Below are 13,064 nucleotides of genomic sequence, written 5' to 3'. Positions count from 1 at the left end.
TAGTGGGTGCGCATCCAGCGTTTCAGGTCTACATGGCGAATAGTCAAATCCTGTTTATCAAGCAGTGATTCATCATTTAACGTGACGCCGTTCATGCCATACGGCAACTCCTGATTAATTAATGCATCGTATATACGATCCATACACAATCGAAGTTCGTTCCATCGAGGGCATTTAATATCCTGTGGCAACTCTCTTGGAGTTATCGTTGATGACAGAATTTCCTGCTTATACCGTAATAACCCAGCCCATCGTATAGCTGCCTCAATCGGTCGATAGAAGACCTTCGACATTGGCGGATCAGTATGCATGCATCAATCTCCTTGTGGGAGCGCTACATCACAGACTCCTCTGATGCCAACCAGCGTTGGCTTATCTACCCATTTGAGTCAGTGTTTCAGAAAAATCCAGGTTATCGCTCTGAAACGAAATTCCACATTCCTTTGAAGGCATGTGGCTATCACGCGCTCATTGTGTGAAAATGAAACTGCGGCACAGTTAAAAAACCTACCGACAGATAACTCAATAATCGTTTTCATACGTGAGCGTTATGGGTCTCAGGCGCTTCATCAAGACTTATTGGGTCTTACATGTTTTGATGTACGTCTTACAGATGGCTTGCCATCGCTTGCAATACGCCATGAGCAAAGGGTCGTAGAGGATAACTCGCCTGTAAGATCGGGCTGTAATGCTGATAGCCTGATATGGCAACGCCTTTAGCGTGCCCAAGAAGTTGTAAATAAGCAGAATGTGACGATTTACACGTCAATGCCACTCATATGCCTGTAGGGGCGGGGTATCCGAAAGGGCAAAACCGAACTGACAAACAGATACAACCTTCTGCGCTAATTGCATAAGCGATGCTGGTTGAGTTTGCCTCAGGCATGTCTTTAGAGCGTTGTATCGGCCTCAGGACTGTAACGCTCGGTCGCAGCGTTCTTCACTTCGATAAGGCGAGAAAGCTCATCCAGCAGCATATCGCTGATTTCATGGGATGACAGTGCGATGATGCCGATAATGGCCAAGCCGAAATCAAGGCATGCGCAGAAACCGCGGATCGTTTCGATGTGATTTGCTCCATAGAGACTGACATGATTGACCGCGACAAAATTATCGCTCCGCTGGTCGTCTATGGACACGAGGCCGAAAACACCTATGACGTTGGGATGTGCTCCGTAGTCAATTGCTCCTTCGTAAGCAGAAGTGGCAAGCGCGTGAATATCGGGAGCACGATCCTTCAGTAGTTTGATTGCCTGCTTGAAAGTGAATGCACTGCTGCAGTCTTCTTTTTTCTTTTTGCTTTGATGCCGGCTGGTCCAAACCTCCTCTAGCTCCGGCTTGTGCATCATCAAACTTGCATATGCCGCAGATTCGAGTGCTGTGCGCAGCAGTGGGAATACGGCTGCGCAATGGCCGCTCAAGGCCATGCGCGAACCAGCTAGAAAAAATTGATATGCGTTCATGCAGAGCACAAGAGGGGCAGCGGAAGAGGAATGCTGCCACCAACGCCCTTCACGAAAATAGGTGTCGTACTCCCGAAGTGCCGCAACTAGCGGGTCGCTGGAAGCCAGCAATTCTGCCGTCGTTTCATCGGCAGCAGCCATATAGGGCTCTATCCCTCCTTCAAACAGGACACGAACTCCATCGTTGGCCATCGCTAGTTTCCTCCTTGAACGGCGCGGGTGAACTCCTCCGGTGTGAGATGGCAGAGGGCGTATTGGCCTTTTTTCAGCGGTGTACCGCCAGTTATACGCCGTGCAAGCGCATCGCCTGCGAGAAAGAAAATTCGCCCCTGACACTCGAAGAAGACGTGCGCGGTCGCACGCTTCCATTTCTCGATGAACTGCTTGCTACGGCCGTACCACTGCATGACAGCAAAGCACCTACCGTCGATATCGACAGGTCGAGACTTCCAATCTAGCGATAAAGCAAAATTCCACCCCATGAAGCCCGACGCACTGTCATGGACATGAACGAGCCAAAACATGCGATGCTGCTGTCGGTAGAAGGCCTCGCGTGCAGCACGCTCATCCTCAGAAATCGGGGAATACTGCAGTTCCAGTACGGTCGCGTGTTGCGTACCAGCACCGCAAAGCACATCTGCTCTGTGGCGTTCACCCGTTGCGGGGTCGATTAGGCTGATCTCGCGGCAGTCCTCTGGGAAAGCCTCTTTCCAGCCGAGGTGCCAAGGGCCTTCCGGTTCGCTCCAAGAGTCACAATCTCCTGCCTTGTGCCGCCAGTGCTTTACGTTCTCGACGGGGATGACGGAGGTAAGCTGGCCACCACAATCTCGACATGTCGTTCTTTCACCTTTGGCAATAGGCGGACGTTTTACTCCATCAATCCATGCGTACAGCATTCAGCCCCCTAAACTCCTTGGTTGTGTTTGCAGGTTGTATCGTTCCCTGTGCCTCATAGGTGTACAGCGCTTGAACATCGAAGGCACCACGTGGCCTTGGCAAAACGCGTGGATTTGGGTGGATGCCAGCAGATGCCCTTGGACGCTTTTTTGACCAGCAACTTGCTATCCGCTGCGATCTAGTCCACAATATAGTCCATCCTGTTAAGCGGGGTAACGACAACTCTTTTTTAATCAAAGAGTTAGAGTCCGATCCAAAGACTCGTTTCCCGCTCCAGTTTATGATCTGCAGATTTTCACCGACGTCTGTAAATCGTTGAAAACAGGGGCCTTTGACCCCTTTTTCATTCCAGAGAAAGCCACTGGAATTCACCCACATCCGCGACTTTTCAGTCCATTTTTTAGTCCATCTTCTGGCCTATCAATCCGGATGAGTTCGAGTCCGCGTTGTTGCTGGGCCGAAGCGGAAACCGAGACCACGATCCAGTCTTAACTCATACGCATCGGTCACGCAGGTTGCATAACGCTAATGCAGTATGTCGACTTGCTGTTGCGCCTGCCACAGCCGAGCGTAGCGTCCATTCATGGCTAACAGTGCCTCGTGCGTGCCCCGTTCCAGAATACGGCCCTCGTCCAGAACCCAGATTTCGTCCGCGTAAGTGACCGTACGCAGCCTATGAGCGATCATCAAGGTAGTACGGCCTCTCATCAGATTTTCCAGTGCGCGCTGAATTAGCCACTCATGTTCCGTGTCGATGCTGGCGATCGCTTCATCCAGAATGACGACAGGAGCATAGAGGTGGCGGCGGGAATTCAGACAGACCGATAAGTGGGGCGCCCTGGGCCTGCGCCGGCGATAATGCTGGCAAAGGAACCGGAAAGATGACCAAGAGAACGAGACGGACGCACTCAGCGGCGTTCAAAGCCAAGGTGGCCTTGGCGGCGGTCAAAGGGGATAGAACCCTGGCCGAACTGGCCCAACAGTTTGATGTGCACCCGAACCAGATCACGGAATGGAAGCGGCAGTTGCAGGAGAAGGCCGCTGATGTATTCGGCGCGGCGGGGTCGCACAACAGCGAGCCGGCAGTGGACCTGAAGGTGCTGCACGCGAAGATCGGCCAGCTCACGCTGGAGAATGATTTTTTAGAAGGAGCGCTCACCAAGGCAGGCTTGCTGAGCGCAAAGCGATGATAGACCGCACCCATGCATTGCCGGTGTCACGACAGGCCAAGCTGGTGGGGATCGCCCGATCGAGTGTGTATTACCAGGCACGCCCCGTCAGCCCGGAGGACCTGGCCTTGATGCGTCGGATCGACGAGTTGCATCTGGAGTTTCTGTTTGCCGGGGCCCGGATGCTGGCGCGTCTGCTGCGCCGGGAGGGCTATGAGGTGGGCCGGCGGCATGTACGCACGCTGATCAAGCGCATGGGCGTCGAAGCCTTGTATTGCAAGCCGAACACGAGCCGACGCAATACCCAGCACAAGATTTGGCCGTACCTGCTGCGCGGCATGCGGATCGAGCAGGCCAACCAGGTGTGGGCACTGGACACAACCTATATCCCCATGGCCCGGGGCTTCGTCTATCTGACAGCGGTGGTGGACTGGGCCAGCCGCAAGGTCCTGGCTCATCGGGCGGCCATCACGCTGGGGGCCGTCCATGCTGTGGAGGCACTGGAGGAGGCTTTCACCCGCTACGGACAACCCGATATCGTCAACACCGATCAAGGCAGCCAGTTCACGGCCAGTGCCTTCACCGAAGCGGTACTGGGCCGGGGCATCCGATTATCCATGGACGGCAAGGGAAGCTGGCGCGACAACGTGGTCGCCGAACGGGTGTGGCGCAGCATCAAGTACGAGGAGGTGTATCTGAAGGCCTACGACTCGGTCAGCCAGGCCCGGCAGTCCATCGGCGCGTACATCGAGTTGTATAACCAGAGAAGGCCCCATTCAAGTCTGGCCGATCAGACCCCGGATGAGGCATACTTCGCGACGCTGCCTGCGATCAAATCGGCAGCATGATCGCCTGGGATGTTCCACTTAAAAACTTCAGGACCCTGTCCAAACAACCGAAGCCACCTCTCTGCTGTCGGCAGCACTGATTGATGATGAGGCGAGTGTGCGCATGGCGATCTTGACACTTGAGGGGCGCAGATATGCGATGCGCGGCAGGCTTCAGCAGCGGCCCATGCAGGCTGATAGTACGCAGGAGAAGCCATCAGATCGGACACAACCCATGTCAACACAAATGCGCCCCTCAAGTGTCAACAACCGCCACAGCCCGCCTATGCCTGGCCGCTACCCGCCATCGGTTGACACTTCGTTGACACCAAAACGAAAAAAGGACCTACGTTCAACACGTAAGCCCTTGATTTCATTTGGAGGCGCAAGCCGGAATCGAACCGACGTACACGGATTTGCAATCCGCTGCATCACCACTCTGCCATTGCGCCGATAATGCCTGACAGGCCGATATCGGCCTTCAGTCAAGTTTTCCATTATACGATATTTTCATCCCGTCCTGATGCCGCCCCGAGCCCCGGAAAACTGTATCGACCGTGCGGTCATGATGACCTCGCCGCAGGCAGACGGCAGGCAGGTCCTGACGCCGCACCGCGCGGTCATTGCGGCCCGCCCGGCCGCCCGGTCAGGACATCCACATGGTTAAAATGACCTTGCTCATCGCATTCTGGATAGATCCATGGGGACCATGCTGCCTTTCGTCACCGGCGCCATCTGGCTGTACGTCCTGGGGCGTTTCATCTGGCCCCTGCCGTGCGGGATCGGTGCACGGCTCGTTCTGGCGCTGGTCGTTTTTCTTGTCGCCCAGTACCACTGGTTCACCGGCCGTTTCTTCGGGACGCTGGCCTCGCCGGAACTGCCTCAGGGCGTTCTCATCGCGCTGGCCTGGGCGTTTGGGGCATTCCTGCTGCTCGCCCTGCTGCTGTTGCTGCGCGATGTGGCGGGGGGGCTGACGTTTCTGCTTTCGCGTGGCGCGGGACGGGCTATTCTGGGCGGGCAGGGGTTGCATCTGTCGCTGGGCGTGCTGGCGCTGGTCCTGGCGGCTGTCGGCACCTGGCAGGCGGTCCGCGTGCCCGACGTCAAGGATGTGACGGTACCGATTCCGGGCCTGCCGCAGGAATTCGATGGCTATCGCGTCGTCCAGTTGACCGACCTGCATGCCAGCCGGCTGCTCACGGGGGCCTGGATCGCGGCCGTGGTGGCCAAGACCAATGCGCTGGATGCCGACCTGGTCGTGATCACAGGGGACCTGGCCGATGGTTCGCCCGAGGCCCGGGCGGCCGATGTGCGCCCGCTGCGTGATCTGCGGGCGCGCGACGGGGTGCTGGCCGTTCCCGGCAATCACGAATACTACGCCGACTACCAGCGCTGGATGGCGGCTTACCGGGCGCAGGGCCTGAAGATGCTGGAAAACGAACATGTCGTCATCCGCCGCGGCGATGCGGCGCTGGCGGTGGCCGGTCTTACGGACCGCCAGGCGAGATCGTTCGGACAGCATCGTCCCGATCTGGATGCGGCCCTGGAGGGTCTGACGCCCGGGACGCCGGTGATTCTGCTGGTCCACCGGCCGGGCGGGGCGGTGCAGCACGCCCAGGCCGGGGTTGCGTTGCAGCTGTCCGGCCACACGCATGGCGGACAGATCCTGGGGCCGCACCTGCTCACGAAATGGGCCAATGAGGGTTTTGTTTCGGGGCTGTACCGGGTGGGGGCCATGACGCTGTACGTCAGCAATGGGACGGGCTTGTGGAATGGCCTGGCGATCCGTCTGGGGCGGCCGTCCGAAATCACCCGGATCGTGCTACGCTCAGGAAACCCTTAGCATCGAGTCCGCCATGCGGCTCGATGTGTCTCTTGAGCGTTTCGCCTCTGTTCGATGAACTCTCTGATCCTGGTCGCCGGCGCGGGTGTCGTGGCTGGCGCCATGAATGCGCTGGCGGGCGGCGGCTCGTTCGTCAGCCTGCCCGCCCTGATTGCGGCGGGTGTGCCGCCGGTGCTGGCCAATACGTCCAGCACCGTGGCGCTGTATCCCGGCGGCATGGCCAGCGCCTGGGCCTATCGGGACGGGTTGACCGGGGTGGGCGATGTCGGGCTGCGTCCGCTGCTGGGGGTGACGCTGGCCGGCGGGGTCGCAGGCGCATTCTTGCTGCTCCATACCTCCACGCGCGCCTTTGACGTCGTCCTGCCCTGGTTGCTGCTGATCGCTGCGTTCGCGCTGGGTTTCGGCCGCCGTCTCGGGGAGTGGATGCGGGCCCGTTGGCGCGTGCGTCCGGCGGCGGTGCTGGGTCTGCAGTTCGGGCTCGGGGTCTACGGGGGCTATTTTGGCGGGGCGGTCGGCATCATGATGATGGCGACATGGGGTCTGCTGGGCGCGCATGACATCAAGAGCATGCATCCGGCGCGCACCTTGATGGTGACTGCGGCCAATACCATGGCGGTGCTGATCTTCATCGTGGCGGGTGCGGTGCAATGGCGCGAGACCCTGGTCATGCTGGTGGCCGCCATCCTGGGGGGCTATGGCGGCGCGCTGCTCGGCAAGCGTATATCGGCCCAGTGGGTTCGAGCGGGCACTTTGCTGCTGACGGCCTTCATCACGGTGGCGTTTTTCGTGCGGGCCTACGGCTGAGGGCCGACCGGACTTCCTTGAACGCATCACGGATCTTCTTAAAGGCATGACAGACGATGTACATTCCCGCGCATTTCAATGAGTCACGCGTCGAGGCGCTGCATGCGCTGATCGGCCAGCATCCTCTGGGCATCCTGGTGACTCATGGCGCAAGCGGCCTGGATGCGAATCACCTGCCGTTCCTGCTCGATCCGGCCGCCGGCGAACAGGGCGTGCTGCATTGTCATGTGGCGCGCAACAACTCCGTCTGGCAGGATGTGACCGATGGCGATGAGGCGCTGGTCGTCTTTCGCGCCGGCGATGCCTATGTGTCGCCGCAGTGGTATCCCAGCAAGCATGAATTCCACAAGCAGGTGCCGACCTGGAACTATCAGGTCGTTCATGCCCATGGCCGTGTCACGATCCGCGACGATGAGCGCTATGTGCGCGGGGTGGTGGCGCGCTTGACGCGCATTCACGAGGCCGGCCTGCCTACTCCCTGGAAAATGACCGACAGTCCGGCCGACTATATCGATGCCATGCTTCGGGCCATCGTCGGGATCGAGATTGCGATCACCCGCCTGGAGGGCAAGCTCAAGCTCAGCCAGAACAAAGAAGTGCGGGACATCCTGGGGGCGGGCGAGGCGCTCAAGGCTCGGGGGGCGGATCTGATCGGCGACGCCATGCTGGGCTGTGCCAGAGGGCGGCCGCCCCAGGCTGGATAGCGCAGGCTCGTCCTTGTTCGCGACGTCTCGATGCGCGAGGACAGGCATGCTGGGCGCTGGGCGCATGCCCGGGGCGTTTCTCCCGGAGTCATGCACGTGCGCGGGATGGCCTCAAGAGGCCGGTTCGAGAGCCTCGACGTCGGTTTCCTGCGCCAGAAAGCCGCCGCTCTGGTGACGCCACAGGCGGGCATAGACACCGTTCCTGGCCAGCAGCTGCGCATGACTGCCTTGTTCGAGGATGCGGCCTTCTTCGAGGACGATGAGCCGGTCCATGGCGGCGATGGTGGAGAGCCGGTGGGCAATGGCGATGACGGTCTTGCCTTCCATGATCTCGTCCAGGCTTTCCTGGATGGCGGCTTCGACTTCCGAGTCGAGGGCGCTGGTGGCTTCGTCCAGCAGCAGGATCGGGGCGTTCTTGAGCATGACGCGGGCGATGGCGATGCGCTGGCGCTGGCCGCCGGAGAGTTTCACCCCGCGCTCGCCCACCAGGGTGTCGTACCCTCGGCGGCCCCCCGGGTCGCCCAGCTGTTCAATGAATGCGTCGGCCTGGGCCCGCGCGGCCGCCGCCCGGACGTCGCTTTCGCTGGCTTCGGGCCGGCCGTAGGCGATGTTGTCGCGGATCGAGCGGTGCAGCAGCGAGGTGTCCTGCGTCACCATGCCGATGGCGTTGCGCAGGCTGTCTTGGGAGACATGGGCGATGTCCTGGTCATCGATCAGGATGCGGCCCCCATCCACGTCGTAGAAGCGCAGCAGCAGACTGATCAGCGTGGACTTGCCTGCGCCCGAGCGGCCGACCAGGCCGATCTTTTCGCCGGGCTGCACGACGAGGTCGAGTCCGTCGAACACTTGCCGTTCGCCGTTGTAGTTGAAGGCCACCTGCCGGAAGACGACTTCCCCCCGGCTGACATCCAGCGCGGGCGCGCCGGGCGCGTCCTGCACCTTGGGCGGATGGGTCAGGGTGGCGATGCCGTCCTGCACGGTACCGATGTTCTCGAAGAGCGAGGCCATCTGCCAGATGATCCAGTGCGACATGCCGTTGACCCGCAGGGCCATGGCCGTGACGGCAGCGACCGCGCCGGTGCCGATGTGCCCGGCCTGCCAGAGCCACAGCGCGTAGCCCCCCGCCGACAGGATCAGGCAGATCACCAGCACCTGGTTGACGATTTCGAATTGGCTGACCAGGCGCATCTGACGGTAGCCCGTGTCCTGGAAATCCTCCATCGCGGCGCGGGCGAACCAGGCCTCGCGCCGGGTGTGCGAGAACAGTTTGACGGTGGCGATGTTGGCATAGGCGTCGGTCACGCGTCCCGTCATCGACGAGCGGGCGTGGGCCTGTTCCTGACCGACCTTGCCCAGGCGGGGCACGAAATACGCCATGGCCAGTCCATACAGCACGAGCCAGCCGATGAAAGGCAGCATCAACCGGCCGTCGAAACCGGCGGCCACGGCGATGAGGGTGAAGAAGTACACGCCGATGCCAAGCACGATCTCGCTGAAGGTCATCAGCACGTCGCGTACCGCGAGGGCGGTCTGCATGACCTTGGCCGTGACCCGGCCGGCGAATTCATTGGAGAAGAACGCCAGGCTCTGGCGCAGCATCAGCCGGTGGAAGTTCCAGCGCAGCCGCAGCGGCAGATTGATGGCCAGCACCTGGTGTTGCATCAGGGTGCGCAGGGTCACCAGGGCGATGCTGGCGATCAGCACGATGACGATGCCCCATAGCACGCGCTGCGCGTGCTGGGCGGCCGACGCCCCCGTCTGCCAGGCGGTCAGCAGATCGACCACCTGCCCCAGGAAGGCGAACAGCCAGGCTTCGTAGATGGAGACGCTCGCGCTCAGTGCCGCCAGGGCTGCGATGTAGCGGCGCATGCCGCGTGTGCAGGCCCACAGGAAGGGAAACAGGCCTTTGGGCGGCAGCGGCGCTTCTTCGGCAGGGAATGGATCGAGCAGGTTTTCGAACCTGTGCAGCAAGTGAAACTCCCAGGGTGAGTAACGAATCCTGTCTCGTGTGGCCTTCATCTTATCCCAGGCCCGGCGTTCTGTGCGGCCTCGGACTGCGATGGCGCGCCGACCGGCCTGAAATTCGTTTATAATTCAACACTCAAGGGGAGTAGCTCACTTTCCGTGGCATCGTCATGACGGCGGCCTGTGTTCGCACAGGCGCCCGGTGCCCGGGCGATCCAGAGATCCTGTCAATGGTTTCTGATTGCGAGCAAGACCTTGCCGCCCAGGGCAAGGTTCGTCTTCCCGCCACGCAAGTGGCCCGATCCTCCCGGCGGTCGACCCATCCTCAAACCGACAACCCGCAACCGGGGGATCCATGCTCGAATTTCTTCAGACGCTCCACTGGGGAGCCGTTTTCCAGATCATCATGATCGACATCCTGCTGGGCGGCGACAACGCAGTCGTCATCGCCCTGGCCTGCCGAAACCTGCCGCGGGCACAGCGCATGCAGGGCATCCTGTGGGGAACCGCTGGGGCCATTTTCCTGCGCGTGGTGCTGATTGCCTTTGCCCTGACGCTGCTGGATATTCCGTTCCTGAAGATCATCGGCGCGCTGTTGCTGCTGTGGATCGGCGTCAAATTGCTGCTGCCCGAGGAGGGCGGGCACGACAAGATCACCGCGAGCGCTTCGGTCATGGCGGCGGTCAAGACGATCCTGGTGGCCGATTTCGTCATGAGCCTGGACAATGTCATCGCCATCGCCGGCGCAGCCCAGGGGGCGGCTGAGCATCATCAGATCGGTCTGGTGATCTTTGGGCTGCTGGTCAGCGTGCCCATCATCATCTGGGGCAGCACGCTGGTGCTCAAGCTGATCGACCGCTATCCCCTGGTGGTCACCTTTGGCGCCGGGTTGCTGGGCTGGATCGCCGGCGGCATGCTGGTGACCGATATCGTCGTCACGGAGCGTCTGGGCCCGCCGTCCACGATGCTCAAGCTGACGGCGGAAATCGTCGGCGCGCTGCTGGTCGTGGCGCTCGGCCGCTGGCTGGCCAGCCGCCGTCAGGTGGCCGGAACGGCGGGCTGATCCGGCCAGGGCATCGAGCGGCGCAGTGGCCTGCGCGGCTCAATGCGCCGCGCGGGCGGCGGCGACCGTGGCGATGCCCAGCAGCGTCATGACAAGCGACCCGCCCACATGGACGGCGATGGAGGCGGCCATCCAGCCGTAGCGCGCCTGTTGCAGCAGAACGGCCAGCTCTGCTGAAAAGGTCGAAAAGGTCGTTAGGCCGCCGCAAAATCCGGTGATGATGAACAGTCGCCAATGAGGCGGCAGCGCCGGATGGCCTCCCAGCCAGGCGAGGGCCAGGCCGATGAGGTAGCCGCCGATCAGATTGGCGGCCAGCGTCCCCGGCGGCAGGGCGGGGAACAGGGCATTGAGGGCGCTGCCCAGCCACCATCTCAGGATGGCGCCCAATGAAGCGCCGGCGGCGATGGCAAGCAGTGTGTAGGGCATGGCGGACTCCAGGGATAAAAATGAAAAATACCTACGACCCGGCGACAGGCCGGGAGCCGTAGGCATCATCAGCCGCAGGGCGCGGCGGTTTGACTGGAGGCTCCGGGCTGGCGGCCATGTCCTGAACGCGCAAAGCCGCGTTCCGTCCGTCCCCTGAAGGATCCCTGGAGGAATGCCATCTCCAGATGGCCGTCATGTTATCAGCGCCGCCGCGGGCCGCGCAAGGCGAAATTCAGCCGCTGCGCGTTACACTGGGCCGGTCATTTTCCCCGAATCCTGCAAAAGGAGTACATCCATGCTTAAAGGAAAAAAAGCGGTTGTCACCGGTTCCACCAGCGGCATCGGTCTGGCCATCGCCCGAGAACTGGCCCGTCAGGGCGCCGACGTGGTCATCAATGGCTTCGGCGATGCTGACGCCATCGAGCGCGAACGCGCCGGCCTGGAAAAAGATTTCGGGATCAAGGCCTCCTACCTGAACGCCGACCTGATGGACGCGCAGGCCGCGCGCGACTTCATCGCGCAGTCGATCGAGGCGCTGGGCGGCATCGACATCCTGGTCAACAATGCGGGCATCCAGTACACGGCCCTGATCGAGGATTTTCCCATCGACAAGTGGAACGCCATCATCGCGCTGAACCTGTCGGCGGTCTTCCATTGCACCGCCGCCGCGCTGCCGACGATGAAAAAGCAGAAATTCGGCCGTGTCATCAATATCGCCTCGGCCCATGGACTGGTGGCCTCGATCGACAAATCGGCCTATGTTTCCGCCAAGCACGGCGTGGTGGGCCTGACCAAGGTGACCGCGCTGGAAAATGCCGGCACCGGCGTCACCTGCAATGCGATCTGCCCGGGCTGGGTCCGCACCCCCCTGGTGGAAAAGCAGATCAAGGCGCTGGCGGAGCAAAAGGGCATCGACATCGAAGTCGCCGCCAAGGATCTGCTGGCCGAAAAGCAGCCGTCCCTGGAATTCGTCACGCCCGAGCAACTGGGCCAGGCCGCCGTGTTCATCGCCTCGGATGCTGCGGCGCAGATGACCGGCACCACGCTGTCCATCGACGGCGGCTGGACCGCTCGTTGAGGCCGGGGCACGACGCATGCTGATGGTTCTGTCTCCAGCCAAGAAGCTGGACTATGACTCTCCGGTGCGCACGGCCCTGGAGTCGCAGCCGGTGTTCCCCGAACAGACGCACGCGCTGATCGGAATCCTGAAAACGCTGTCTGCGGGCGATCTGGCGGGGCTGATGGGTCTGTCGGACGCGCTGGCGCATCTGAACGCCGACCGCTATGCCGCCTGGGTGGATACGCCCGACGTCCGCCATGCCCGCCAGGCGGTGCTGGCCTTCAATGGTGATGTGTACGAAGGCCTGCGCGCGGCGGAACTGTCCGATGCCCGGCTGGACTGGGCGCAGGATCATCTGGCGATTCTCAGCGGACTGTATGGCGTGCTGCGGCCGCTGGACCTGATTCAGCCACACCGGCTGGAGATGGGAACGCGGCTGCGGACCTCCAGGGGCGCTCATCTGTACGCCTGGTGGGGGGGCCGGATCGCGCACGAGTTGAACCGGCGCCTGGATGCGTTGCCCGGCGAACGCATCCTGCTGAACCTGGCATCGGGCGAATATTTCAAGTCCGTGGATCGCAAGATCCTGGACGCCCGTGTCGTCGAATGTGTTTTCCAGGACGAGAAAAACGGCGTCTGGAAGGTCATCAGTTTTCATGCCAAGCGAGCGCGCGGCCTGATGGCGCGCCATGTCATCGATCACGGCATCGACAGGATCTCGGGCCTGCGGGATTTTGCATCCGAGGGTTACGTCTACACGCCGCGCGAGTCCTCGGACGACCGGCTGGTGTTCCGGCGCCCGGCCAGAGGATGAACAGACACGGATCCAGACGATCCTCTACCAGG

Annotated in this window: 11 protein-coding genes, 1 tRNA gene, 1 pseudogene and 1 riboswitch; of the genes and pseudogenes, 7 read left to right on the top strand and 6 right to left on the bottom strand. The window is 61.2% G+C overall.

Translation table 11 applies throughout. The features are described 5' to 3' along the window. The 3 genes and pseudogenes from ACK5JE_RS12665 to ACK5JE_RS12655 all read right to left on the bottom strand — a co-directional run. Positions 1-311: pseudogene (locus ACK5JE_RS12665) on the bottom strand (hypothetical protein); the annotation flags it as partial. Positions 312-890: 579 nt separating this feature from the next. After that, entirely contained in the window at positions 891-1,655 is a 765-nt protein-coding gene (locus ACK5JE_RS12660) for a hypothetical protein (protein ID WP_416802059.1), read from the bottom strand. A 2-nt stretch (positions 1,656-1,657) separates the two neighbouring features. Beyond that, positions 1,658-2,359: a competence protein CoiA gene (locus tag ACK5JE_RS12655; protein WP_416802058.1), complete on the bottom strand. Its 702-nt coding sequence runs from the start codon at positions 2,357-2,359 to the stop codon at positions 1,658-1,660. 882 nt (positions 2,360-3,241) lie between these two features. Here ACK5JE_RS12655 and ACK5JE_RS12650 point away from each other — a divergent pair. Further along, positions 3,242-4,377, top strand: a protein-coding gene (locus ACK5JE_RS12650) for an IS3 family transposase (protein ID WP_416802057.1) whose coding sequence is annotated in 2 segments (ribosomal slippage) — positions 3,242-3,506 and positions 3,506-4,377 — 1,137 coding nt in all. Because the reading frame shifts where the segments join, the coding sequence is not laid out codon by codon here. 357 nt (positions 4,378-4,734) lie between these two features. Here ACK5JE_RS12650 and ACK5JE_RS12645 read toward each other — a convergent pair. Next, positions 4,735-4,808, bottom strand: a tRNA-Cys gene (locus ACK5JE_RS12645). A gap of 248 nt (positions 4,809-5,056) precedes the next feature. On the opposite strand from ACK5JE_RS12645, the gene ACK5JE_RS12640 reads away from it, so the two are divergent. From ACK5JE_RS12640 to ACK5JE_RS12630, 3 genes are read left to right on the top strand one after another with little or no spacing between them, the layout of a single operon-like run. After that, a complete protein-coding gene (locus ACK5JE_RS12640) occupies positions 5,057-6,196 on the top strand; it encodes a metallophosphoesterase (protein WP_416802056.1) in 1,140 nt (379 codons plus the stop codon). Between the two features lie 54 nt (positions 6,197-6,250). After that, positions 6,251-7,000: a sulfite exporter TauE/SafE family protein gene (locus ACK5JE_RS12635; protein WP_416802055.1), complete on the top strand. Its 750-nt coding sequence runs from the start codon at positions 6,251-6,253 to the stop codon at positions 6,998-7,000. Between the two features lie 56 nt (positions 7,001-7,056). After that, on the top strand, positions 7,057-7,704 hold the full coding sequence (locus ACK5JE_RS12630) for an FMN-binding negative transcriptional regulator (protein ID WP_416802054.1): 648 nt from the start codon (positions 7,057-7,059) through the stop codon (positions 7,702-7,704). A 111-nt stretch (positions 7,705-7,815) separates the two neighbouring features. Here the strand turns inward: ACK5JE_RS12630 and ACK5JE_RS12625 are convergent, their stop codons facing one another. Continuing rightward, complete coding sequence (locus ACK5JE_RS12625) at positions 7,816-9,675, bottom strand: ABC transporter ATP-binding protein (protein WP_416802053.1); 1,860 nt, start codon at positions 9,673-9,675, stop codon at positions 7,816-7,818. A gap of 349 nt (positions 9,676-10,024) precedes the next feature. Between ACK5JE_RS12625 and ACK5JE_RS12620 the strand changes: the two genes are divergently transcribed. Continuing rightward, positions 10,025-10,732 (top strand): TerC family protein, encoded by a 708-nt coding sequence (locus tag ACK5JE_RS12620; protein ID WP_416802052.1) that lies wholly within the window; start codon positions 10,025-10,027, stop codon positions 10,730-10,732. A gap of 39 nt (positions 10,733-10,771) precedes the next feature. Here ACK5JE_RS12620 and crcB read toward each other — a convergent pair whose 3' ends face one another. Further along, on the bottom strand, positions 10,772-11,158 hold the full coding sequence (gene crcB / locus ACK5JE_RS12615; protein WP_416802051.1) for a fluoride efflux transporter CrcB: 387 nt from the start codon (positions 11,156-11,158) through the stop codon (positions 10,772-10,774). 52 nt (positions 11,159-11,210) lie between these two features. Next, positions 11,211-11,350: riboswitch (Fluoride riboswitch) on the bottom strand. Between the two features lie 103 nt (positions 11,351-11,453). Between crcB and ACK5JE_RS12610 the strand changes: the two genes are divergently transcribed. Continuing rightward, positions 11,454-12,236, top strand: a complete 783-nt coding sequence (locus ACK5JE_RS12610) for a 3-hydroxybutyrate dehydrogenase (protein WP_416802050.1) — start codon at positions 11,454-11,456, stop codon at positions 12,234-12,236. Positions 12,237-12,252: 16 nt separating this feature from the next. Next, positions 12,253-13,032 carry a peroxide stress protein YaaA gene (gene yaaA, locus ACK5JE_RS12605; RefSeq protein ID WP_416802049.1) on the top strand — a complete coding sequence of 260 codons (780 nt, stop codon included), beginning with the start codon at positions 12,253-12,255 and terminating at the stop codon, positions 13,030-13,032. Positions 13,033-13,064 lie beyond the last annotated feature (32 nt).

The organism is Castellaniella sp. (assembly GCF_047971665.1).
In the GTDB taxonomy this organism is placed as follows: domain Bacteria; phylum Pseudomonadota; class Gammaproteobacteria; order Burkholderiales; family Burkholderiaceae_B; genus Castellaniella.
This window is presented reverse-complemented; position numbering and strand designations above follow the sequence as displayed.